This is a genomic window from Achromobacter sp. FW305-C-30-7 (assembly GCF_058783105.1).
In genome coordinates this window covers 561,928-584,046 of record NZ_JBYSYI010000001.1, presented here as the reverse complement: position 1 = coordinate 584,046, position 22,119 = coordinate 561,928, and the positions used below count along the sequence as shown (strand labels likewise).

Here is a 22,119-nt window from a genome sequence, read left to right as displayed (position 1 = left end):
AATAAGATAATTTCATTTCAAAACACATAGCTCCTTACGCATAATCGTCTCCATATCAGGACCAGCCGCGAACCTAGCGGCGGCCACGCGAAGCCGGCGCCAGCCGGACATTCCGGAGACAAGCATGCCCGACGGCCACACCCCCGGCGCCGACCGCGCCGCCTATTACGCACGCATCGCCAGAAAGCACATGGCCCCCCTCTGGGAGTCGTTGCACAACCTGGTGCCGCGCGAGCCCGCGCCGCGTTGCGTCCCCGCCATCTGGAAGTACGAGGACGTGCGCGACGACGTCATGGCGTCCGGCTCGTTGATCACGGCGGAAGAAGCCGTGCGGCGCGTGCTCATCCTGGAGAATCCCGGCCTGCCCGGCCAGGCCAGCATCACCCAGAGCCTGTATGCCGGCCTGCAGCTGATCCTGCCTGGCGAGATCGCACCCAGCCACCGCCACACGCAGTCAGCGCTGCGCTTCATCGTCGAAGGCCGCGGCGCCTATACCGCGGTCAACGGCGAGCGCACCACCATGCACCCCGGCGACTTCATCATCACGCCGTCCTGGACCTGGCATGACCATGGCAACGCCGAGACCGCCGAAGGCGGCGAACCCGTCGTGTGGCTGGACGGCCTGGACATCCCGCTGCTGCGTTTCCTGGATGCGGGCTTCGCCGAAAACTATCCCTCGGCCACGCAGCCCGTGACCCGCCCCGAGGGCGACAGCATGGCGCGCTACGGCCACAACATGGCGCCCGTGCGCCATCAGACCGCCAGCGGCACCTCGCCCATCTTCAACTACCCCTACGAGCGCAGCCGCGAAGCGCTGGACCAGCTCTACCGCCATGGCGAACTGGACCCCTGGGACGGCGTGAAGCTGCGCTACCTGAATCCGGCCACCGGCGGCTATCCCATGCCGACCATGGCGACCTTCATGCAATTCCTGCCGGCCGGCTTCCAGGGCAAGACGTACCGCAGCACCGACTCCACCGTCTACAGCGTGGTCGAGGGCCGCGGCACCGCCCGCATCGGCGACCAGGAATTCCATTTCGGCCCACGCGACGTCTTCGTTGCCCCATCCTGGCAGCCCGTGCAGCTGGCCGCGCTGGACGACGCCACCCTGTTCAGCTATTCCGACCGCCCGGTGCAGGACGCGCTGGGCGTGTGGCGCGAAGCGCGCGTCGGCTGAAGCCGGCGCTCTCCTTCTTCTTCCGTTTCAGGCCGGGGCCATGCCAGGCTCCGCCCCGCATTCATCAAAGGTGACCCATGTCTTTCGTCTTCGATCCCGCCGCCCCCGTCGCCGTGCCTGTCGCTGGCAGCCAGGACAGCTTCCCCGTGCGCCGCGTCTATTGCGTCGGCCGCAACTATGCCGCCCACGCCCGCGAAATGGGCTTCGACCCGGACCGCGAACCGCCGTTCTTCTTCTGCAAGCCGGCCGATGCCGTGGTGCCGGTGGCCGAAGGCAGCACGCTGTCGCTGCCCTATCCTTCCGAGACCGCCAATCTGCACTATGAGATCGAACTGGTCGCCGCCATCGGCAAGGGCGGCGCCAACATCCCCGTTGAACAAGCGCTGCAACACGTATGGGGCTATGCCGTGGGCCTGGACATGACCCGTCGCGACCTGCAGATGAAGATGCGCGAAGCCGGCAGGCCCTGGGAACTGGGCAAGGCCTTTGACCTGAGCGCCCCCATCGGACCCTTGTATCCCGCCGCTACGGTCAATGGCATCGACCAGGCCGCCATCTGGTTGCAGGTCAATGGCACCGACAAGCAGCGTAGCGACATCGGCAAGCTGATCTGGTCCGTCGCCGAGACCGTCGCCTACCTGTCCAAGTACTTCCGCCTGGAAGCCGGCGACCTGATCTACACCGGCACGCCCGAAGGCGTGGGTCCGGTGGTGCGCGGCGACAAGATGGTCGGCGGCGTGGACGGCCTGGGCACGCTCAGCGTGCAGATGGTGTGAACCTGCCAGGAAACCGCATGCAACTGCACAGCTTTTTCAACAGCTCCACCTCCTACCGCGTGCGCATCGCGCTGGCGCTCAAGGGCCTGCCCTACGAGTACCTGCCTGTGAACCTGCGCAAGCAGGAACAGCGCGCCCCGGACTATGTGGCCAAGAATCCTTCCGCGGGAGTGCCCCTGCTGATCGACGGCGACACCCAACTGTCGCAGTCGCTGGCCATCATCGACTACCTGGACGCCACCCATCCGGAACCGCGCCTGATCCCGGCCGGCACGCTGGAGCGCGCCCGCGTGCTGGAGCTGTCCGACGCTATTTCCTGCGACATCCATCCAGTCAACAACATGCGCATCCTGCGCTATCTGCAGGACGTGCTGGGCGCCAGCGAGGAACAGAAGAACGCCTGGTACCACCACTGGATACGCGAAGGCATGACGGCCGTGGAAGCGCTGTTGGTGCGCCACGGCCACGGCGCCTACTGCTACGGCGACGCGCCCACGCTGGCGGACTGCTGCCTGGTGCCGCAGGTGGCGAACGCCCAGCGCATGGGTTGCGACCTGTCCGCCTACCCACGCGCACTCCGCGTGTACGAACACTGCAACGCGCAGCCCGCCTTCCAGCAGGCCGCTCCCACCCAGCAACCGGACTACGCCAAGTGAGCAACCAGGAACCCGACACCCAGGGCGCGCCGCTGCGCGAATACACCGATCCGTCCTACCGCCCGCTGTGCGCCAACCTGGCGGACGTGCGCGCCAACATCGACCGGCTGGACGACGAGATCGTGCGACTGATCGCCGAACGCGCCATGTACGTAAAGGACGCCGCGCGCTTCAAGCGCGACGCCTTCCAGGTGAGCGCCCCTGCCCGCCAGGCACAGGTCTTCGAAAAAGCGCGGCTGCTGGCCGAGCGCCACAACCAGGGCTTCGCCAACCTGGACCAGGTAGTGGACGCCACCTACCGCGCCATGGTCGCGGCCTTCATCGCCAACGAACAAAACTACTTCAACACCATGAAGGATGTCGGAGACACCCATGCATAAGCCCTGCGCGCGCCGTATCGCTGTCCATGCACTGATCCTGGGACTGGCCGCTCTGACGCCGCTCGCAGCCGCGCAAGCCCAGGCCTGGCCGGCCCAGCCGCTCAAGGCCATCGTGCCCTTCGGCCCTGGCTCCAGCCCCGACCAGGTGGCGCGCATCGTCGGCGAGAAGGCCGGCGCCATCCTCGGCCAGACCATCGTCATCGAGAACAAGCCGGGCGCCAGCGGCAATATCGGCACCTATGCCATCGCCAATGCCAAGCCCGACGGCTACACCTTCGGCGTGTCCATCACCGGCCCGCTGGTCAACAACACGTTGCTGTTCGACAAGCTGCCCTATGCGCCCGCGACCGACCTGTCGCCGCTGACGCTGGCCGTGCACCAGCCCAACGTGCTGGTCGTGCCCGCTTCCGCCGGCATCGCCAACATCGGCCAATTGCTGGACGCGCTGAAGAAGAACTCGGACAAGTACAACTTCCCGTCCACCGGCGCCGGCACGGTGTCGCACCTGGCCGTGGAACTGATGCTGCAGCAGACCGGCGCGCGCGCCACCCACGTGCCCTATCCCTCGTCGCCCGCCGCCCTGACCTCGCTGCTGTCCGGCGACACGCAGTTCGCCGCGCTGCCGCCCATCGCCGTGATGCCCATGGTCAAGGATGGGCGCCTGAAGGCGCTGGCCGTCACCTCGTCCAAGCGCTCCGCGCTGCTGCCCGAGATCCCGACACTGGCCGAAGTCGGCGTGCAAGGCATCGAAGGCTCGGCGTGGATCGGCTTCGTGATCTCATCCAAGGTCCCGGCCGACATCCAGAAGAAGCTGTCCGATGCGCTGATCCAGGCCATCCGCGACCCCGAGGTCACCAAGCGCCTGCAAGCGCAGTTCATGGATCCCGCCGCCACCACGCCCGCCGAGTTCCGCGCCTACATGGACGACGAGCTCAAGCGCTGGGAGCCGCTGATCAAGAAGCTGGGCATCAAGGGCCAGTAACCCACAGCCCGCCTCGCGGCGCAATCCAAGCAAGGAGAACATCGGATGCTCATCACCGAACCCGCCCGCCAGGTCCCGATCTATGGCGAGTATGACGTCGTCGTGCTCGGCGGCGGCCCCGCCGGCCTGTTGGCCGCCGCCAGCGCCGCGCGCAACGGCGCCAGCGTATTGCTGGTGGAACGCTACGGCTTCCTGGGAGGCATGGGCACGGCGGCCGGCGTATCCAACTTCTGCGGCTTGCATGCGAACATCCGCGGCAACATCCGGCAAGTCGTCCACGGCATGACGGACGAATTGCTGGACCGCATGCGCGCCCTGGACGGGCTGAACGATCCGCATCTGATCCTGGGCAAGATCCACGCCCAGGCCTACGACATCTCGGCCTTCAAGTGCGCCGCCGACGGTCTGGTCCAGGCCAGCGGCGCACAGGTGCTGTTCCATGCCCTGGCTACCGGCGTCGCACGCGGCGCGGACGGCAGCGTCGACGCGCTGTTCCTGGAAACCAAATCCGGCCGCTGCGCGGTGCGCGCCCGGATCTTCATCGATTGCTCGGGCGACGCCGACATCGCGCAGTGGGGCGGCCTGCCCTTCGAGAAGGGCGACGAGCACGGCGGCATGCTCTATCCCACGCTGATGTTCAAGGTCGGCAACGTCGACGGCGCCCGCGCCCAGGAAGCCTGGAAGGCCATCCCGCAGCTGATGGACGAGGCCGCGGCCAGCGGCGAATTCACCTTCCCGCGCCGCGGCGCCATCGTGCGCCCGCAAAAGCACGACTACGAATGGCGGGTCAACGTGACCCAGCTGGCCAACGCCGACGGCAGCGCGGCCGACGGCACCGACGCCAATTCCCTGTCCGCCGGCGAGCTCGAAGGCCGTCGCCAGATCGTGCAGTACCTGGCCTTCCTGCGCGCCAAGGTGCCGGGTTTCGAAAATGCCTACGTGCTGGACATCGCCCCGCAGCTGGGCATACGCGAGACGCGCCGCATCGTGGGCGAAGCCATGCTGAGCAAGGACGACGTGCTGGGCTGTGCCGACTTTCCGGACAGCATTGGCGTCAACGGCTGGCCACTGGAAATGCACACGGCCGGCGACGTGCAATGGCTCTGGCCGCCGATCCCGGAATCGCGCGGCTACAACCAGCTGCCATTCCGCATGATGGTGCCGAAGCGCGCACCGGGCGTGGCCGGCAACGTGCTGGTAGCGGGACGCTGCGCCTCCATGACGCACGAAGGCCAGTCGGCCGCGCGCGTCAGCGGCAGCTGCTTCGTCATGGGCGAGGCGGCGGGCACGGCCGCCGCGATGGCGCTGCGCGCCGGCATCGCGCCGGGCGACGTCCCCATCCCCGCCCTGCAGGCGCAACTGGTGAAGCAAGGCGTGTTCCTGGGCGGCCAGGACTGAATGGCGCGGAGACTACACATGAACGCAACGCAGACAGGAAAATCGGTGATCGTGGTGGGCGGCGGCATAGGCGGCCTGGCCGCCGCACTTGCGCTGACCCGGCAAGGCATCGCGGTGCAGCTGCTGGAACAGGCCGCCCACATCGGCGAGATCGGCGCCGGCATCCAGCTCGGCCCCAATGCCTTCGCCGCGCTGGACGCGCTGGGCGTGGGCCAGACCGCGCGCAGCCGCGCCGTGTTCACCGACCACATCATCATGATGGACGCGGTCGACGCCAAGGAGGTGGTGCGCATCGATACCGGCGAGGCCTTCCGCGAGCGCTTCGGCGGCCCCTATGCCGTGATCCATCGCGCCGACATCCACCTGTCCATCCTGGAGGCCGTGCAGCAGAATCCGCTGATCAGCTTCCGCACCTCTACCCAGATCGCCTCCATGTCGCAGGACGACCAGGGCGTGGAAGTGGTCGACACGCAGGGCAACCGCTACCGCGCCGACGCAGTGGTGGGCGCGGACGGCGTGAAGTCCGTGATCCGCGAACGCATGGTGGGCGACCCGGCGCGCGTGACCGGCCACGTGGTGTACCGCGCCGTGGTCGAACGCGAGAACATGCCCGAGGAACTTCGCATCAACGCCCCCGTGCTGTGGGCCGGCCCGCACTGCCATCTGGTGCACTACCCCTTGCGCGGCGGCCAGCAATACAACCTGGTGGTGACCTTCCATAGCCGCGAACAGGAAGAATGGGGCGTGCGCGAGGGCAGCAAGGAAGAGGTGCTGTCCTACTTTCAGGGCATCCACCCGCGTCCGCACCAGATGCTGGACCGCCCCACGTCCTGGAAGCGCTGGGCCACCGCCGACCGCGAGCCCGTGGAACGCTGGGGCCAGGGCCGGGTCACCATCCTGGGCGATGCCGCGCATCCGATGACGCAGTACATGGCCCAGGGCGCCTGCATGGCGCTGGAAGACGCGGTGACGCTGGGCGAGGCCGTGAAGCATTGCGGGCACGACCTGAAGGCCGCGTTCCGCCTGTACGAATCCGTCCGCATCCCGCGCAGCGCGCGCGTGGTGTGGTCGACGCGGGAGATGGGCAGGCTGTATCACGCGCGGGGCGTCGAACGCACCGTGCGCAACATGCTGTGGACCGGCCGCAGCCAGTCCCAGTTCTACGACGCGTTGCAGTGGCTGTACGGCTGGAAGGTGGAAAACTGCCTCGCGGGGCAATCCTCTCAATAGAAAAAATGCAGGCACCAAAGGAGACAACCATGAGAAAAACCGCAATCCGCGGCAGCACCGCCCTCGTGCTTGCGCTGACCGCGTTCGCGGCCGGCGCGCAACAGAAGCCGGTGGACATCGGCTTCATCGGCACCCTGTCCACGCCCGCCGGCTACATCGGCGAAGACGAGCGCGACGCCTTCATGCTGGCCGTAAAGGAAGGCGGCGGCAAGCTGGGCGGCGTGCCAGTCAATGTGCGCGTGGAGGACGACGCACTCAAACCCGCCAACGCCAAGCAGATCGCCGACAAGATGGTGCAGGGCGGAGTGCGGCTGTTCACCGGCATCAACTTCTCCAACGTCATGGCGGCCGTCGGCCCGACCGTGCTGAACGCGGGCGCGTTCTACGTCAGCCTGAACGCAGGCCCCTCCAACTATGCCGGCAAGGCCTGCAACCCGAACTACTTCTCGGTGGCGTTCCAGAACGACTCCTACGCCGACACCGCTGGCCTGGCCGCCAATGAACTGGGCGCCAAGCGCGTGGTCATCATGGCGCCCAACTACCAGGCCGGACGCGATGCCGTCGCCGGCTTCAAGCGCACCTACAAGGGCGAGATCGCCGACGAGATCTACACCAAGCTGGAGCAGGCCGACTTTTCGGTGGAGCTGGCTCGCATCCGCTCGCTCAATCCCGACGCCATCTTCCAGTTCCATCCGGGCGGCGCCGGCATCAATCTGACCAAGCAATTCGCCAACTCAGGCCTGGCCGACAAGATCCGCATGATCACGCCCATCTATTCGATGGATGACCGCATGCTGGCCGCGACCGGCAACGCCGGCAAGGGCTTCTACCTGAGCTCGCTGTGGAGCGCGGACCTGGACAATCCGCAAAGCAAGCACTTCGTCGACGCCTTCACCAAAGCCTATAACCGCGCGCCCACCGCCTATGCGGCGCAGGCCTACGACACCGCCAACCTGATCGGCTCGGCGCTGAAAGCCGTGAATGGCGACATCACTGGCCGCGCCGACGACTTCCGCAACGCGCTGCGCCGTGCCGATTTCCCCAGCGTGCGCGGCAAGTTCAAGTTCGGCCCCAACCAGCACCCGATCCAGGACTGGTACCTGCTGCACATCGAAGCCGGCCCCGACGGCAAGCTGGTCTACAAGAACCTGAAGGTCATCGCCCGCGACCACACCGACGTGCACGCCGTCGACTGCAAGATGTAAGTCCGCGCCGCGCCGGGCGGATTGCGCGCAGTCCGCCGGCTGCCGGCTCACTCCACAAGGAGTCCCCATGCTGATGTTCCTGGAGCAGGTCCTCAACGGCCTGCAGTACAGCGCTTTGCTGTTCCTGTTGTCAGCCGGCCTGACGCTGGTGTTCGGCATCATGAACGTCATCAACCTGACGCACGGCTCGTTCTACATGGTCGGCGCGTTCTGCGCCGCCAGCGCGGCCGCCGCTACCGGGTCCTTCGCTGCCGCGTTGCTGGCGGCGTTGGCGGGCGCGGCGCTTTATGGCCTGGTGGTGGAACTGCTGGTGATCCGCCACCTGTACCGCCGCGACCACCTGGACCAGGTGCTGGCCACGCTGGGCCTGACGCTGTTCACCAACGAGATGGTCACAGTGCTGTTCGGCCGCAGCCCGCCCTTCATGGACATCCCGCCGTTCCTGTCGGGTTCCGTGGAGATCCTGCCAGGCCTGAACTATCCCCTGATGCGGCTGGCCTTCATCGGCGCCGGCGTGCTGGTGGCGTTGGGGCTGTGGCTGCTGATCTCCCGCACGCGCGTCGGCATGCTGGTGCGCGCCGGCGCCGACGACGGCGAAATGGTCGACGCGCTGGGCGTGAACATCCAGCGTCTGTTCACCTTGATCTTCACGCTGGGCGCCCTGCTCTGCGGCTTTGCGGGCGTGATGGCGGCGCCGCTGCTGGCGGTTGAAATCGGCATGGGCGAACGCATCCTCATCACCACCTTCGTGGTCATCGTGGTGGGCGGCGTGGGATCGGTGCGCGGCGCGCTGGTCGGTTCGCTGATGATAGGCATGACCGATGCGCTGGGCCGCGCCTACATTCCGTTCTGGATGTCGCGGCTGCTGCCGCCCGAGCTGTCGGATTCGGCAAGCTCCAGCCTGGTCTCGGCCAGCATCTACATCCTGATGGCCATCGTGCTGCTGTTCAAGCCGCGCGGCCTGGTGCCGGCGCAGCGATAGGAACGATATCCATGACCAGAAAAATCATCGTCAACACGATCGGACTGCTGCTGTTCGCCCTGGTGCCGGCCATCGCCTCAGCCACGGGAGAGAGCTTCCTGATCAACCTGATGACCCGCTTCCTCATCTACGCCATCGCCGCCGTCAGCCTGGACCTGATCCTGGGCTACGGCGCCATGGTCAGCTTCGGCCATGCGGCCTTCTTCGGACTGGGCGGCTACGTCATAGGCATCGCGGGCTTTCACCTGGCCCAGGGCGACACGCTGTTCGGCTGGAGCGGCAGCAACGCCGCGCTGGTGATGTGGCCGCTGGCAGTCGCCAGCGCCGCGCTGGCGGGCCTGGTAGTGGGCTTCCTGTCGCTGCGCACCTCGGGCGTGCAGTTCATCATGATCACGCTGGCGTTCGGGCAGATGCTGTACTTCATCCTGGTCGGCCTGATGGTCTATGGCGGCGACGACGGCCTGTCCATCGACGCGCGCAATACCCTGCCCGGCCTGGACATGAACAGTCCGATCACCTTCTACTACGTCTGCCTGGCGCTCATGACGGCCTGGGTGCTGGCATGCCGCCGCATCGTCAACTCGCCCTTCGGCATGGCGCTGCAGAGCATCAAGCAGAACCCGCGGCGCAGCATCGGGTTGGGCCTCGCGCCGCTGCGCTACCGACTCACCGCCTTCGTGCTGTCGGCCGCGGGTACCGGCCTGGCGGGTGCGCTGTGGGCCAACTACGCGCTCTTCGTCAGCCCCGACATGTCGGCCTGGCAGAAGTCCGGCGAACTCATGGCCATGGTGATCCTGGGCGGGATGGGCTCGATCTTCGGTCCGGTACTGGGCGTGGCCGTGTACCTGGGCCTGGAACAGGTCGCCACCGCCTGGACCGAACACTGGATGCTGATCCTGGGCCCCGTGCTGGTGCTGGTGGTGCTGTTCGGCAAGCGCGGCGTCTATGGCTGGCTGGTGGGAGGCAAGCATCATGACTGATCACCCCAAGCTGGAAATCCGCGAGCTGCAGAAATCCTTCGGCGCCGTGCGCGCGACGCAGGGCGTCAATCTGCAGGTCCGCCCCGGCGAACTGCACGCGCTCATCGGCCCCAACGGCGCGGGCAAGACCACGCTGCTGTCGCAGATCAGCGGCGAAATCCTGCCCGACGCGGGCGCCATCCTGCTGGACGGCCACGACATCACCCGCATGCCCGCCCACAAGCGGCCCGCGGCCGGGCTGGCGCGCTCGTTCCAGATCAGCCAGCTCTATCCCGCCTTCACCGCCGAGGACAATGTCGCCATGGCAGTGCAGGCGCACAGCCCAGGCGGCTTCAATCTGTGGAAAAACGCCCGCCGCCAGCCCCAGCTGCGGCAGCCCGCCAGAGAGGCGCTGGAACGCGTCGGCCTGGGCGGTCGCGCCCACGTGCGGGTATCTGAACTGGCGCACGGCGAAAAGCGCCAGCTGGAACTGGCGATGGCGCTATCGCTCGATGCCTCGTTGCTGTTGCTGGACGAACCCATGGCCGGCATGGGCGCCGAAGAATCACAACGCATGACCGCGCTGCTGCAAGAGCTGAAGGGACGTTACGCCATCCTGCTGGTCGAACACGACATGGACGCCGTCTTCGCCCTGGCCGACCGCATCACCGTGCTGGTCTACGGCAAGACCATCTACACCGGCACGCCCGACGAGGTGCGCCATCACCCCGACGTGCGCGCCGCCTATCTGGGCGAGGAGGACTGATGCTGCAAGTCAAACAACTGCAGGGCGGCTACGGCGCCAGCAAAGTGCTGTTCGGTGTGGACCTGGACATCGCCACACGGCAGGTCGTATCCCTGATCGGGCGCAACGGCATGGGCAAGACCACTACCGTGAAAACCATCATGGGCATGCTGCCCACGCAAGGCGGCAGCATCCTGCTCGACGGCCAGCCCATAGAAGGCCACGCCCCGCACCGCATCGCCCAATTGGGCATAGGCCTGGTACCCGAGGGCCGCCGCGTCTTTGGCTCGCTGTCGGTGGAAGAAAACCTGATCGCCACCGCCCGCAATACCCGCGCCGGCTGGCACGTCGGCCGTGTCTTCGACCTGTTCCCCCGCCTGAAGGAACGCCGCGCCCAATCCGCCCGCACCCTGTCCGGCGGCGAACAGCAAATGCTGGCCGTCGGCCGCGCCCTGCTCATCAACCCGCGCCTGCTCATCCTGGACGAAGCCACCGAGGGCCTCGCGCCGCTCATCCGCCAGGAAATCTGGAACTGCCTGCGCCGCCTGAAGGAAGAAGGCCAGACCATCCTGGTGATAGACAAGAATCTGAAGGAAATGGCGACCCTGGTCGACCGCCACCACGTCCTCGAAAAAGGCCGCGTCGTCTGGCAAGGCAGCCCCGCGGAACTCGCCGCGCAGCCGGAACTGGCGCAGCGCTACCTGGGCGTCTAGGGCGTCTGGTCGGACGATTCGCAGAAGCTCAGCCGATTGCCGAACGGATCAATGACATCCATCACCCGCCCCCACGGCATCTCTTCCACGCCCGGCCGCATATAGCCATAGCCCTTGGCGTTCACCTCGGCCTGGAACTCGTCCACGCCCCGCATCCGCACGAACACCGCGGATCCCGGCGTGGCATCGCCATGGTGCTCGCTCAGGTGCAGCACTAGGTCACCGCGATGCACTTGTGCGTACAACGGCATGCCAGGCTCGAAGCGATGCTCCCAGTCCCACTCGAACCCCAGGAAATCCAGATAGAACTCGCGCGCCTTCTCCACGGAGAAGATGCGCAGGATGGGAATGGCAGCTTGTAGGTGCATGACGGCCCTCGGCGATAGGTGGAGGACCATCAGCATAGCAACATCACGACGCAAGACATCGCGTAAGCCCCAAAAGGCCGCCCGCGCGGCCGGCCTGGGGCGGGCCCCGCAAGACCCGCCATCACCAAACAATGACGGCAAGAACCCTAAGCACGCCGGCCGCCCCAGCGGACGTCATGATCCAAACACCAGAGCCCGTCGCGTCGGCGGCCTGCGGTGTGCGGGGCGTCGATAAGCCCGAGGGAATCTGAAGGAACCGCCGCAGGCGGTGACGAAGATGACGACGGGGAAGTCCGGAGCGAACGCTCCGGACCGCAATCGCAGCCCCGCACACCGCAGGCCGCCGACGCGACGGGCGTCTCAAGAACCCAAGACTACAGGCAACTCAAGACGCCCCAAAAACAAACAAACTCAATTCAAACTAGCACCCGAGATCTTCACAATCTCCTGATACTTCGCCTTCTCACTCTTCACAAATTCACCAAACGCCTCAGGCGTCATCGGCGCAGCCTCAGACCCCATCGTCAGCAGACGCTGCTTCACATCCGCCTGCTGCATCGCATCCGCATAAGCCTTGTTCAGCTTCGCCACCACCGGCGCCGGCGTGCCGCCCGTCGTGAACACCCCGAACCAGGTCCCCAGGTCAAAACCCTTGATCCCCGACTCCTCCACCGTAGGCACATCCGCCAGCAGCGACGAACGCTTGGCAGTCGTCACGGCCAACGCCTTCACCTTGCCGTCCTTGATCAAGGGCGCCGAAGCCGCCAGGTTGTCGAACATGAAATCCGACTGACCCGACAGCAGCGCCAACTGCGCAGGCGCCGCGCCCTGGTAAGGAATGTGCTCGACATTGATCCCCGCGCGCGCCTTCAACAGCTCGCCCGACAGATGGCCCGCGCTGCCGTTGCCGCCCGAACCGTAATTCAGCTTGCCCGGATTCTTCTTCGCGTAGTCGATCAGATCGGCCAGCTTCTCGATCTTGTTCTTCTCGGCGAACTCAACGTTCATCACCAGCACATTGGGCACCGAAGCCACGATGGTCACCGGCGCGAAATCCTTCACCGGGTCATACGGCAGATTGGCGAACAACCAGGGATTGATGGCGTGGGTCGCGACCGCGCCCATCACCAGCGTGTAGCCGTCGGCCGGCGCCTTGGCCACCAGATCGGCGCCGATATTGCCGCCCGCGCCCGAACGGTTCTCCACGATGACCGGTTGCCCCAGGGAACCGCGCACCTTCTCGGCCAGCATGCGGGCCATGGTGTCCAGCGGGCCGCCAGGCGGATAAGGCACCACGAAGCGCAGCGGCTTGGTCGGGAAATCGGTGGCCTGGGCCAGCGCCGGGGCGCCGAAAGGCAGGGTGGCGGCCAGCGCCACGGCGCCTTGCAACAGGGCGCGGCGCACAGCGCTGCGGGGGGTCTGCGTCATGATTTGTTCTCCTCGCTTCGGATTGATCGCGGTCCGTAGCATACCGCAGCCGGGCAAGTAAGTAACAAGGCGCTACCACCCACTAGCCGGCAGGCGGCACCGCGTCCCAGTCCGGGCGCCGCCTGGCCTTGGCCGCCGCAACGCCCTCGACAGCCTCGGTACGCAATTGCCTGGCGAAGTGCTGCGACGCCGCGTCCAGATAGGCGCCCAGTTCCTCTTCGTGCCAGCGTTGCTGGCCGAACAGGCCCCGCAGCATGCGCTTGGTCTGGCCGGCAGCGCGCGGAGCGGCGTCCACGCAACGCCGCAGCACCTGCGCGATGCCTTCGTCCCAGCTCGGCCCGGCGTCGAACACATAGTCCAGCAAGCCGATCGAACGCGCCGCATCGGCGTCTATGCGGTCCCCGGTCAACATCATCCTGCGGGCCGCCTGCAGGCCGACGCGGGCTGCAACGAAAGGCAGGATCTGCGCCGGCACCAGGCCGATCGATACCTCCGGAAAGCCGAAACGCGCATCGCGCACGCCGACCGCCAGATCGGCGGCGCAGACCAGGCCGGCGCCGCCTCCCATGGCGGCTCCCTGCGCCAGGGCCACGGTGATCTTGGAACTGCCCGCGAACCGCTCCAGGAAACGCCCGTAACGGCGATTGCCTGCGGCGATCGGGTCCCGGCCATCAGCGTCGGGGCTGGCCGCGATCCGATCCGCGATATTGCCCAGGTTGCCCCCGGCACTGAATGCCGGGCCTGCGGCGCTAACCGCCACGACCCTGACCGCCGAGTCGTCTTCGGCCTGACTCAACGCGTCCTCCAGCCGTTCGACCATTTCGGCCCCCAGCGGATTGCGGGCCTCGGGCCGATTGAGAACCATGTGGAAAATGGCCCCGTCCCGCCGGGTCAACAGCGGCGAGCCAGCTGCTACGCCAGATTGCGCCAGATTCATGTTTGCCGCTCCTTCAATACGCCGCGACGGCCGGAGCCGCCGCCTGCTGAATGATTCCGTCCTGCGCCAGGGCCGCGATATCCGCGGCCGAGTATTCCAGCTCCCGCAGCACCGCGTGCGTATCTTCGCCCACCGCTGGCACCCGATCATCGGCCGCGCCAACGCCCGGACGCACACCCGGCAGGCCGACAAATGGCACGCCGCCTAGTCCCGGCTGGCAGAGCGTCTGGACCAGGCCCAGATGGCGCACCTGTTCATCGTCCTGGAACTGGTCGTAGTCCTTGACCTCGCCATACAGAATGTCGTTTTCGCGGAAGCTTTGCGTCCAGTGAGCGGTAGAACGCAGGCGCAAGGCCTGCGCCACGCCGGCGTTTATCTCGTCCCCCACCTGAATGCGGTGCTGCGGCGTGTCCATGCGCGGGTCCTTCAGCCAATCATCCCGCCCGATCACCCGGCAAATCGCGGCGAACATCGCGTTGTTCATCGCAAACACCAGCACATAGCCGTCTGCCGTACTGAAAATCCCTTGCGGATATGTCACGCTGGTGGCCGGCTCCCCGCCACGCAAGGCATGGTCGATCAATGAACTGTTCTGCAATGCCGCCATGGTCGCCAGCAGACTGACGTCGATATGCGTCCCCCCTTGCCCACGCTCTCGCGCGAACAGGGCACCGCCGATCGCATTGGCGGTATAGACGCCGCAGGACAGATCGCCGACAAATGGCTTGACCCGCTGAGGCAGTCCCGCGCCGTCGCAATTCGCGGTGGTCAGCCCCGTGAGCGCCTGTACGACGGAATCCGTGCCGGGACGATCGACGTAAGGACCGGATAGGCCGAAGCCCGAGATCGACGCGTAGATCAGCCGCGGATTGATGTCGCGCAGCGTCGCGTAGCCCACGCCCAGGCGATCCGCCACGCCGGGACGGAAGCTCTGCACCACCACGTCGGCGCGCGCCGCCAGCCGGTGCAGCACATCCCGCCCAGCGTCGGTCTGCGCGTCCAGGGCAACACTGCGCTTGCCGCGGTTGAAAGCCAGCGCGATGGCGCTGAAGCCTGCGCGCGGCACGCCCATGCTGCGCCCCCAGTCGCCATGGAATGGCTCGACCTTCGTCACTCGCGCGCCCATCTGGCCCAGTATCTGCGCGCAATAAGGCCCCGCGATGCCCTGCGACAGATCGAGTACGCGCAGACCTTCATACACTTTGTGCAATGGGTTCGGATCGATGACGGAATTCACGGCAATCTCCATGGACTTGGGGAAAGGCTGGACTTGTGCCCGGCACCCGCGCGCCCGGATAATCGCCGGGGTACGCTGGCACACAAGGAAACCTCATGGTGGTGCGCGATCTGGACATAGGCTTGCTCAGGACCTTTCTTGCGGTGGCCGACCGCGAGAACTTCGCGGGCGCGGCCGACCAGGTCTTCCGCACCCAGGCCGCGGTCTCGCAACAGATGCAGCGGCTCGAGCGGCTGCTGGACTGCAAATTGCTGGTGCGGGTAGGGCGGCACAAGCGCCTCACCGAAGAGGGCGTGCGCCTGCGCGAGTACGCGCGCCGCATGTTGGCGCTCAATGACGAAACCTGCCGCGCCATGAATCAAAGCGTCTTCGCGGCCCCCACCCGCATCGGCGTCTGCGCGGATGCCGTCGATACCATCCTGCCCGATTATCTGGCGCTGTGCGCGCGCACCTATCCCGGCATGCGTATCGAGATTCAGGTCAATCGCAGCCGCTGGCTGGCATCGGCGCTGCGGCGCGGCGACATCGACCTGCTGCTCGAACTCGAACAGTTCGACGAGTTCCCCCGCATCACGTTCCGGACCTCGCCTGTGGTGTGGATATCCGGCACACATTTTCATCATCAACAGAATCACCCCTTGCCTCTGGTGCTGGTGGATTCGCCCTGCGTCTTCCGACGTATGGCACTGAATCGCCTGGAGCAGGAAAACCGCCCTTGGCGCAACGCGTTCCAGACGCCCACACTGGCCGGCGTGCGCGCCGCCTTGCGGGCCGGCCTGGGCATCACGCCGCGCACCATCGAAATGCTCACGCCCGGCCTCAAGGTCGTCGGGGAAGAGCTCGGCCTACCCGTGCTTCCCTCCGCCAGCTACCATCTCTACATGCGCGCCGGCGACTGCCCGGACGGCGCCCGCAAGCTCAGCGAACTCTTCATCCCGCCCTGATCGCCACCTGCCTGTATACGCTATGGCTGCCGCATACCCGCCGCCACGATCACCTTGCCCCATTCCACCGTGTCGCGACGCTGGATCGCGCGCAGGATCTCGGGTGAGCCGGGCTGCGGCAACAAACCCCGGTCCGTGAGGAACTGCCGTCCCTCCGGATTGTCGAGAGCCCCGTTGATCCATTCCGCCAGCCGCCTGGAAACCTCTGGCGGCGTAGCGGCCGCAGCCCAGATCGCAATCCACGACGACACGTCAAAGCCGGCGTAGCCAAGTTCCGCCACGGTCGGCACATCCGGGAAAGCGGGCACCCGCGCCGCGGTGGACACCGCCAGGGCGCGGATCTTGCCGGCGCGCATCTGCGGCGACGCGGTCACCGCATCACAGAAATAAAAGTCGTACTGGCCGCCCAACAGGTCCGTCATGGCTTGCGTGCTGGCGCGGTACGGAATGTTCACCGCCTTGATGCCGGACATCGCGCGAAAGCGCTCGCCCGCGATGCGTCCACCCACGTTCGCACTGGCGAAGCTCAGGCTCGATTGGGCGTCGCGCGCGGCGGCGACAAACGCCGACAGGGTTTCAGCCCGTACCCGCTGCGGATTGACCACCAGGAAGTACGGCGCGGTCGCCAGCGTCGTGAGCGGAGTGAAGTCACGTTCCGGATCGTAGGACAGCGACTTGTAGATGCTGGCGTTGGCCGCATGCGTTGACGGTCCGGACACCAGCAGGTTGTAGCCGTCGCCGGATTGCCGCAGCACGTACTCGGCTGCAATATTGCCGTCGGCGCCCGGGCGGTTTTCGATGATGATCGGGCTCCCTACCTTGTCCCGGATCCGGTCCGCCACATAGCGGATGATGGTGTCGGTCGCGCCGCCCGCGCCATACGCCGCGGTCACGTGGACGGTCTTGTCCAGCGGTTGCGCGCGGCCCGCGCCGCACACCGCCAGCAAAGCGCCGGCCCCGGCCAATTGCATGAATGCCCTGCGGGTCTGTTCCATTTGTAGTCTCCTCCCATCCTTTCACTCCCGCTATCGCAGGATTTCGCCGGGACAAGGAATTTCCAGGTCCAGCAGCATCTGGGCGTACGACTTGCCCAAGGGGTCCGAGCGCAGGCTGGACGAACCTCCACCGCCCAGCGCGCGCCGCAGCACGAAATTGACTGCCCCCGTTCCCGGCAGCTCGAAACGCAGCACCTCGCCCTGCACCAGATGGCTGAAATACTCGCGCACCCGCTCGGGGGTCAGCTCGCGCAACAACACCGGCCAGTACGTCTCGGAACGCGCGATCACGCCTATGTTCGAATCGTCCCCCTTGTCGCCGCTGCGGGCGTAGGCCAGCCTCGCCAACGGCACCCGCAAGACGCCCTCCGGGCTTGCGACGGCAGCGGGTACAGGGTGGGAAAGGCCAGGCTGCGGGAATGGGCCGTCCTCGCCGTTCTCGGGCACGGCGACCTCGGCATTGACGTCGCCGCAATGAAGCCAGATCGGCACGCACTGCTTGGCGATATAGAACGATCCCGTCTTGATGATGGCCTGGATATCGGAACGGCCGCCGAAGTGGCTGCGCGTGCCCGGCCCCATCGACGTTCCGGCCGAAGCAGACTCCTTCTGCAGGAACTCCAGACCCTTGCGTTCGGCGTGCGCGGCAGCGATGCGCAGAATCACCTCGCGGCTGTCGCTCGCGCGCGCATTGCCGCCATACATGGCCTCGGCCCCGAGCAGCTCAACCACGGTGGAGGCGTAATCGGGCAAGCCGTGCAACGCCAGCAGTTTGCGCGTGCGCCGCAGCAATTCCTCCGCGGTGCGCAAGGCCTTTGCGCGCGCCCGCGGCCCCCGGATCGCCATCATGATGCCGATCTGATAGCCGGCGTGCCCGGTGGCAGTGATTTTGTAGCGCGTGGACGGCGCGCGTCCGCGTGCGCCCTCCACGCGCACCCGGTCCGGTCCCGTCTCGCGGATGGACACCTGCCGCAAGTCGCAGACCACGTCTGGAAGCTCGTACGCCGCGGGATCGCCGATCTCGTACAGCAGCTGTTCGGCCACCGTGGCACGGCTGACCAGGCCTCCGGTCGCCGGCGGCTTGGTCAGGTCGAACCCGCCCCCCGAATCCAGCGCCACGATCGGATAGCCTATGTTCGCCCAATCCGGCACCGACTCCCAGTCCGTGAAGAGGCCGCCGGTCGCCTGCGGACCGCATTCGATCAGGTGGCCGGCCAGGCTGGCCTGTGCCAGGCGGTCATAGTCCGAGTAGGTCCAATCGAACTCATGTATCGCTATGCCGAGCACGCTGGCGCTGTCCACCGCGCGCCCCGTAATCACGATATCGGCGTCCTGCGCCAGCGCCTGAACGATGGGATAGGCGCCGAGATAGGCATTGGCCGACAACAGCGGCCCGAAGCCGTCCAGGCCAGGCAGGGGCCGGCCCTGGGCGTCGGTAAACTCCGCCTGCAACTCGGCCACGTCGTCGCCAGTGACCACGGCGATGCGCGGCGCCAGGCCCTGTTCGCGGGCGAAAGCCAGGATGGCGTCGCGGCAAGCCTGCGGGTTCAAGCCGCCGGCGTTCGACACCAGCCGCACGCCGCGCGCCAGCAAGGTCTGCAAATGCGGGCGCAGTACGCTGACGAAGTCGGTGGCGTAGCCCAGCTCTGGGCTGCGCATGCGTGCCCGTTGCAGGATCGACATCGTCGTTTCCGCCAGATAATCGAAAACGATGTAATCCAGCTTGCCGGCCGTCAGCAGCTGCGGAATCGCGATCTGGGAATCCCCCCAGAATCCCGATGCGCATCCGATATGCACGGGCTCCTTGCGCCGCCGCGTCCGGCTCTCGCTGTCGTTCGCGCTCATGGCTGCACCTCCATCAATGCCTGTCCAGTACTGACCTGATCTCCGGCAGTGACGGCAAGCTTTGCCACCACGCCCGCGCCGCCTGCCGCGATAGACATTTCCATCTTCATGGACTCCAGCACCAGCACCGTCTGCTGCGCCGTCACGCTGTCTCCGTCACGGACGTCGACACTGATCACCCTGCCGCTCATCGGCGCGCGCAACAGCCGAGCGTGCCCGTCCCTCTGGTCCTCGCGGCCGGCAAAGCGCGTGGCGCGCACGAAGCGCCAAACGCTGGCGCCGTCCTGCACCCACACGGCGGCCGCCGCATCCTTGGCCACCCGCAGGCTCCGGCGCAGGCCGTCCAGGACCAACGCCATTTCGCCATCGCGGCGATGCAAAGCGTCAATCCTGATCTCTCTGCACTCGCCCTCGGCAACATGCCCTTCCCAAGCCCGGACCGACAGGCCGCCATCCGCCTGTTGCACAATGTGCAGCAACCGCGAGTTGCCGTCCGAGGTATCGTCCAAGGCCACGTCACCGGCCGCGGCCAGGCCCGGCCGGGCACCTCCCGCGGGCCAATCCGCCAGTGCGAGCGCCGCGGCGGCCAACGCATGCGCCGAAGGCTCCGCCCGCCAATACGCCGACGCCATGTCCTGGCCTCCCACGAAGGTCGTCGCCACGCCGCCGTCGCGAAAATCCGGATGGTTGATCGCCCGCGCCAGGAAATGCAGGTTGGAACGGACCCCTAGCAAGCCCCCGGCTTCGCAGGCCCGCGTCAGCTTACCGATGCACTCGTCCCGCGTTGCGCCCCACACCAGGTACTTGGCCAACATGGAGTCGTAATACGGCGTGACCTCCAGACCGTCCTCGAGCGCGGTGTCGACGCGCAGGCCGGGGGGCTCGATCCACCTGAGCACCGAACCGACCTGCGGCATGAAGCCGGCGGCCGGATCCTCCGCGCAGACCCTCAACTCCATCGCATGGCCGTGGCTGCGCACATCCTCCTGCCGGAAATCCAGCATTTCGCCCTGCGCCACCCTCAGTTGCCACTGCACCAGATCGATGCCAGTAACCAGCTCGGTCACGCCGTGCTCGACCTGCAGCCGGGTATTCATTTCCATGAAGTAGAAATTGCCCTGTTCGTCCAGCAGGAACTCCAGCGTGCCTGCGCCGACGTAGCCGATCGCCTGGCAGGCACGCACCGCCACGGCGCCCATGCGTGCGCGCAGCTCCGGCGACACCGCGGGCGATGGGCTTTCCTCGACCAGCTTCTGATAGCGCCGTTGCAGCGAACAGTCGCGCTCGCCCAGATGCACGACGCTGCCGTGTTCATCGCACAGCACCTGGATCTCGACGTGGCGCGCCGCCTGGATCGCCTTTTCGAGGATCAGTTCATCCGAGCCGAAGGCGCCCAGCGCTTCCGAGCGAGCCAACGGCAGCGCCTGCGCCAGATCGGTGTCGTCCTGCGCCAGGCGCATGCCGCGCCCGCCCCCGCCGGCCGCGGCCTTCAGCAAGACCGGGTAGCCTATGGCGCGCGCCCGCGCCGACAGTTCACGGTCATCCGCGATGCCTTGCGCACCCGGCACCGTCGGCACGTCGGCGTGCCGCAGCGCTTCCTTGGCGCGAGCCTTGTTGCCCATCAAGGCGATCATCTCGGCCGACGGCCCTACGAAAGTCAGCCCTGCTTGCGTCACCGCGCGGGCAAAGTCGGCGTTCTCTGAAAGAAACCCGTAACCGGGATGCACCGCCTGCGCGCCGCTGGCGGCGCAAGCGCGCAGAATGGCGTCCACATTGCGATAGCTCGCCTGAGCCGGCGCCGCGCCTACGTGCACCGCCATGTCGGCTTCACGCACATGGCGTGATTCCGCGTCGGCATCCGAGTACACCGCGACCGTGCGCAGGCCCAAGGCGCGCGCCGCGCGGATCACGCGCAACGCGATCTCACCGCGGTTGGCCACCAGCAAGGTATCGAATCTCATCATGTCCACCTTTGCGGCGTCACGCCGCGCGTGCGGGCAAGATGCCCATGTGCTTGCAGATGATGGTGAGCATGATCTCGTCAGCGCCGCCGCCGATGGAAATCAGGCGCAGGTCGCGCCAGGCGCGCGACACTGCGTTTTCCCAGGTAAAGCCCATGCCTCCCCAGTACTGCAGGCACGAATCCGTGACCTCGCGGCACAGGCGCCCCGCCTTGAGTTTGGCCATTGATGCCAGCTCCGTCATGTCGCCGCCGTCCATATGCACGCGGGCCGCGCGATAGACCATGGCGCGCAGCATCTCGACTTCCGTCTTCAGCTCCGCCAGCCGGAAATGCACCGCCTGGTTGTCCAGCAGCGGTTTACCGAAGACCAGGCGCTGGCGCGTGTAGTCGATGGTGTCGTTGATCACATCGCCCAGGGCCGTGACGCGCCGGGTCGCGCCGCTGAGGCGCTCTTCCTGGAATTGGCGCATCTGGTAGGTAAAGCCCATGCCTTCCTCCCCGATGCGGTAGCGCTGCGGCACGCGCACTTCATCGAAGAAAACCTGCGCGGTGTCCGAGGACCACATGCCCACTTTCTTGATCTTGTTCATCGTGACGCCAGGCACCGGCTTGCCGTTTTCCTGCTTCAGCGGAAGACAGATCAGCGACTTGTTGCGGTGCGGCTTGTCGTCGCTGGTGTTGGCCAGCAAACACATCCAGTCGGCCTGGGTAGCATTGGTTATCCACATCTTGGAACCGCTGATCACGTAGTCGTCGCCATCCTTGCGGGCGGTCGTCTTCAGCGAAGCCACGTCCGACCCAGCCCCGGTTTCGGATACGCCCAGGCAGGCCACGTAATCCCCGGCGATGGAGGGCCGCAGGAACTGTTCACGCACGGCATCGTTGCCGAAGCGCGCCAGGGCCGGCGTGGCCATGTCGGTCTGCACCGCGATGGCCATGCCCACGCCGCCGGCACGCACCGAGCCGATAGCCTCGCAGAACGCGATTTCATAGGAATAATCCAGCCCCATGCCGCCGAACTCCGTGGGCTTGTTCACTCCCAGAAAGCCCGCCCGGCCCAGCTTCTTGAAGACCTCATGGGCAGGGAATATCTGCTCTTCCTCCCATTGATCCAGGTAGGGATTGATCTCCCGCCCGATCAACTGGCGTACGCCATCCTGCAGCGCGATGTGCTCATGGGTAAACATGGAATCTCCTCG

General features: G+C 66.5%; 21 protein-coding genes. 13 read left to right on the top strand and 8 right to left on the bottom strand.

The genetic code is table 11. The features are described from left to right. The first annotated feature begins 124 nt into the window (after positions 1-124). From gtdA to AC3WOB_RS02760, 12 genes are all read left to right on the top strand, one after another. Positions 125-1,177: a gentisate 1,2-dioxygenase gene (gtdA, locus tag AC3WOB_RS02815; RefSeq protein ID WP_013396484.1), complete on the top strand. Its 1,053-nt coding sequence runs from the start codon at positions 125-127 to the stop codon at positions 1,175-1,177. Between the two features lie 77 nt (positions 1,178-1,254). Beyond that, a complete protein-coding gene (locus tag AC3WOB_RS02810) occupies positions 1,255-1,953 on the top strand; it encodes a fumarylacetoacetate hydrolase family protein (RefSeq protein ID WP_013396485.1) in 699 nt (232 codons plus the stop codon). A 17-nt stretch (positions 1,954-1,970) separates the two neighbouring features. After that, on the top strand, positions 1,971-2,609 hold the full coding sequence (gene maiA / locus AC3WOB_RS02805) for a maleylacetoacetate isomerase (protein ID WP_013396486.1): 639 nt from the start codon (positions 1,971-1,973) through the stop codon (positions 2,607-2,609). Then, entirely contained in the window at positions 2,606-2,989 is a 384-nt protein-coding gene (locus AC3WOB_RS02800) for a chorismate mutase (RefSeq protein ID WP_492274103.1), read from the top strand. The genes maiA and AC3WOB_RS02800 overlap by 4 nt, the downstream gene beginning before the upstream one ends. After that, a complete protein-coding gene (locus tag AC3WOB_RS02795) occupies positions 2,982-3,971 on the top strand; it encodes a Bug family tripartite tricarboxylate transporter substrate binding protein (RefSeq protein ID WP_013396488.1) in 990 nt (329 codons plus the stop codon). Before AC3WOB_RS02800 ends, AC3WOB_RS02795 begins: the two co-directional genes overlap by 8 nt. A 45-nt stretch (positions 3,972-4,016) precedes the next feature. After that, positions 4,017-5,369 (top strand): FAD-dependent oxidoreductase, encoded by a 1,353-nt coding sequence (locus AC3WOB_RS02790; RefSeq protein WP_492274102.1) that lies wholly within the window; start codon positions 4,017-4,019, stop codon positions 5,367-5,369. Between the two features lie 18 nt (positions 5,370-5,387). Continuing rightward, positions 5,388-6,599 (top strand): 3-hydroxybenzoate 6-monooxygenase, encoded by a 1,212-nt coding sequence (locus tag AC3WOB_RS02785; RefSeq protein ID WP_492274101.1) that lies wholly within the window; start codon positions 5,388-5,390, stop codon positions 6,597-6,599. Between the two features lie 29 nt (positions 6,600-6,628). Further along, positions 6,629-7,804 (top strand): ABC transporter substrate-binding protein, encoded by a 1,176-nt coding sequence (locus AC3WOB_RS02780; protein ID WP_492274100.1) that lies wholly within the window; start codon positions 6,629-6,631, stop codon positions 7,802-7,804. Positions 7,805-7,871: 67 nt separating this feature from the next. Continuing rightward, entirely contained in the window at positions 7,872-8,786 is a 915-nt protein-coding gene (locus AC3WOB_RS02775; protein WP_013396492.1) for a branched-chain amino acid ABC transporter permease, read from the top strand. Between the two features lie 11 nt (positions 8,787-8,797). Beyond that, on the top strand, positions 8,798-9,766 hold the full coding sequence (locus AC3WOB_RS02770; protein WP_492274099.1) for a branched-chain amino acid ABC transporter permease: 969 nt from the start codon (positions 8,798-8,800) through the stop codon (positions 9,764-9,766). Beyond that, positions 9,759-10,511 (top strand): ABC transporter ATP-binding protein, encoded by a 753-nt coding sequence (locus AC3WOB_RS02765; protein WP_492274098.1) that lies wholly within the window; start codon positions 9,759-9,761, stop codon positions 10,509-10,511. Before AC3WOB_RS02770 ends, AC3WOB_RS02765 begins: the two co-directional genes overlap by 8 nt. Beyond that, the gene (locus AC3WOB_RS02760; protein ID WP_492274097.1) at positions 10,511-11,203 is read left to right on the top strand and encodes an ABC transporter ATP-binding protein; all 693 of its coding nucleotides are present in this window, start codon (positions 10,511-10,513) and stop codon (positions 11,201-11,203) included. The genes AC3WOB_RS02765 and AC3WOB_RS02760 overlap by 1 nt, the downstream gene beginning before the upstream one ends. Here AC3WOB_RS02760 and AC3WOB_RS02755 read toward each other — a convergent pair. From AC3WOB_RS02755 to AC3WOB_RS02740, 4 genes are all read right to left on the bottom strand, one after another. Continuing rightward, positions 11,200-11,571: a glyoxalase superfamily protein gene (locus tag AC3WOB_RS02755; protein WP_492274096.1), complete on the bottom strand. Its 372-nt coding sequence runs from the start codon at positions 11,569-11,571 to the stop codon at positions 11,200-11,202. The genes AC3WOB_RS02760 and AC3WOB_RS02755 overlap by 4 nt on opposite strands. 411 nt (positions 11,572-11,982) lie before the next feature. Then, positions 11,983-12,999, bottom strand: a complete 1,017-nt coding sequence (locus AC3WOB_RS02750) for a Bug family tripartite tricarboxylate transporter substrate binding protein (RefSeq protein ID WP_492274095.1) — start codon at positions 12,997-12,999, stop codon at positions 11,983-11,985. 82 nt (positions 13,000-13,081) lie between these two features. Further along, complete coding sequence (locus AC3WOB_RS02745) at positions 13,082-13,936, bottom strand: enoyl-CoA hydratase/isomerase family protein (RefSeq protein WP_492274094.1); 855 nt, start codon at positions 13,934-13,936, stop codon at positions 13,082-13,084. Positions 13,937-13,949: 13 nt separating this feature from the next. After that, positions 13,950-15,173: a CaiB/BaiF CoA transferase family protein gene (locus tag AC3WOB_RS02740; protein ID WP_492274093.1), complete on the bottom strand. Its 1,224-nt coding sequence runs from the start codon at positions 15,171-15,173 to the stop codon at positions 13,950-13,952. Between the two features lie 95 nt (positions 15,174-15,268). Between AC3WOB_RS02740 and AC3WOB_RS02735 the strand changes: the two genes are divergently transcribed. Then, positions 15,269-16,117, top strand: coding sequence for a LysR family transcriptional regulator (locus tag AC3WOB_RS02735; RefSeq protein WP_013396500.1), 849 nt, complete (start codon positions 15,269-15,271; stop codon positions 16,115-16,117). Positions 16,118-16,137: 20 nt separating this feature from the next. Here the strand turns inward: AC3WOB_RS02735 and AC3WOB_RS02730 are convergent, their stop codons facing one another. Genes AC3WOB_RS02730 through AC3WOB_RS02715 form a run of 4 tightly spaced genes read right to left on the bottom strand, consistent with a single transcriptional unit; the run spans position 16,138 to position 22,107 of the window. After that, complete coding sequence (locus AC3WOB_RS02730) at positions 16,138-17,112, bottom strand: Bug family tripartite tricarboxylate transporter substrate binding protein (protein WP_492274092.1); 975 nt, start codon at positions 17,110-17,112, stop codon at positions 16,138-16,140. 30 nt (positions 17,113-17,142) lie between these two features. Beyond that, entirely contained in the window at positions 17,143-18,957 is a 1,815-nt protein-coding gene (locus AC3WOB_RS02725) for an acyclic terpene utilization AtuA family protein (RefSeq protein ID WP_013396502.1), read from the bottom strand. Further along, positions 18,954-20,921 carry an acetyl/propionyl/methylcrotonyl-CoA carboxylase subunit alpha gene (locus AC3WOB_RS02720; protein ID WP_492274091.1) on the bottom strand — a complete coding sequence of 656 codons (1,968 nt, stop codon included), beginning with the start codon at positions 20,919-20,921 and terminating at the stop codon, positions 18,954-18,956. The genes AC3WOB_RS02725 and AC3WOB_RS02720 overlap by 4 nt, the downstream gene beginning before the upstream one ends. Positions 20,922-20,937: 16 nt before the next feature. Then, positions 20,938-22,107 carry an acyl-CoA dehydrogenase family protein gene (locus tag AC3WOB_RS02715; RefSeq protein ID WP_013396504.1) on the bottom strand — a complete coding sequence of 390 codons (1,170 nt, stop codon included), beginning with the start codon at positions 22,105-22,107 and terminating at the stop codon, positions 20,938-20,940. Between the last annotated feature and the right edge of the window lie 12 nt (positions 22,108-22,119).

Coding starts and splice junctions, on each gene's coding strand:
- AC3WOB_RS02810 (WP_013396485.1), top strand. CDS start 1,255: ATGTCTTTCGTCTTCGATCCCGCCGCCCCCGTCGCCGTGCCTGTCGCT.
- AC3WOB_RS02725 (WP_013396502.1), bottom strand. CDS start 18,957: ATGAGCGCGAACGACAGCGAGAGCCGGACGCGGCGGCGCAAGGAGCCC.
- gtdA (WP_013396484.1), top strand. CDS start 125: ATGCCCGACGGCCACACCCCCGGCGCCGACCGCGCCGCCTATTACGCA.
- maiA (WP_013396486.1), top strand. CDS start 1,971: ATGCAACTGCACAGCTTTTTCAACAGCTCCACCTCCTACCGCGTGCGC.
- AC3WOB_RS02760 (WP_492274097.1), top strand. CDS start 10,511: ATGCTGCAAGTCAAACAACTGCAGGGCGGCTACGGCGCCAGCAAAGTG.
- AC3WOB_RS02715 (WP_013396504.1), bottom strand. CDS start 22,107: ATGTTTACCCATGAGCACATCGCGCTGCAGGATGGCGTACGCCAGTTG.
- AC3WOB_RS02730 (WP_492274092.1), bottom strand. CDS start 17,112: ATGGAACAGACCCGCAGGGCATTCATGCAATTGGCCGGGGCCGGCGCT.
- AC3WOB_RS02775 (WP_013396492.1), top strand. CDS start 7,872: ATGCTGATGTTCCTGGAGCAGGTCCTCAACGGCCTGCAGTACAGCGCT.
- AC3WOB_RS02785 (WP_492274101.1), top strand. CDS start 5,388: ATGAACGCAACGCAGACAGGAAAATCGGTGATCGTGGTGGGCGGCGGC.
- AC3WOB_RS02765 (WP_492274098.1), top strand. CDS start 9,759: ATGACTGATCACCCCAAGCTGGAAATCCGCGAGCTGCAGAAATCCTTC.
- AC3WOB_RS02720 (WP_492274091.1), bottom strand. CDS start 20,921: ATGATGAGATTCGATACCTTGCTGGTGGCCAACCGCGGTGAGATCGCG.
- AC3WOB_RS02780 (WP_492274100.1), top strand. CDS start 6,629: ATGAGAAAAACCGCAATCCGCGGCAGCACCGCCCTCGTGCTTGCGCTG.
- AC3WOB_RS02795 (WP_013396488.1), top strand. CDS start 2,982: ATGCATAAGCCCTGCGCGCGCCGTATCGCTGTCCATGCACTGATCCTG.
- AC3WOB_RS02790 (WP_492274102.1), top strand. CDS start 4,017: ATGCTCATCACCGAACCCGCCCGCCAGGTCCCGATCTATGGCGAGTAT.
- AC3WOB_RS02745 (WP_492274094.1), bottom strand. CDS start 13,936: ATGAATCTGGCGCAATCTGGCGTAGCAGCTGGCTCGCCGCTGTTGACC.
- AC3WOB_RS02755 (WP_492274096.1), bottom strand. CDS start 11,571: ATGCACCTACAAGCTGCCATTCCCATCCTGCGCATCTTCTCCGTGGAG.
- AC3WOB_RS02735 (WP_013396500.1), top strand. CDS start 15,269: ATGGTGGTGCGCGATCTGGACATAGGCTTGCTCAGGACCTTTCTTGCG.
- AC3WOB_RS02770 (WP_492274099.1), top strand. CDS start 8,798: ATGACCAGAAAAATCATCGTCAACACGATCGGACTGCTGCTGTTCGCC.
- AC3WOB_RS02750 (WP_492274095.1), bottom strand. CDS start 12,999: ATGACGCAGACCCCCCGCAGCGCTGTGCGCCGCGCCCTGTTGCAAGGC.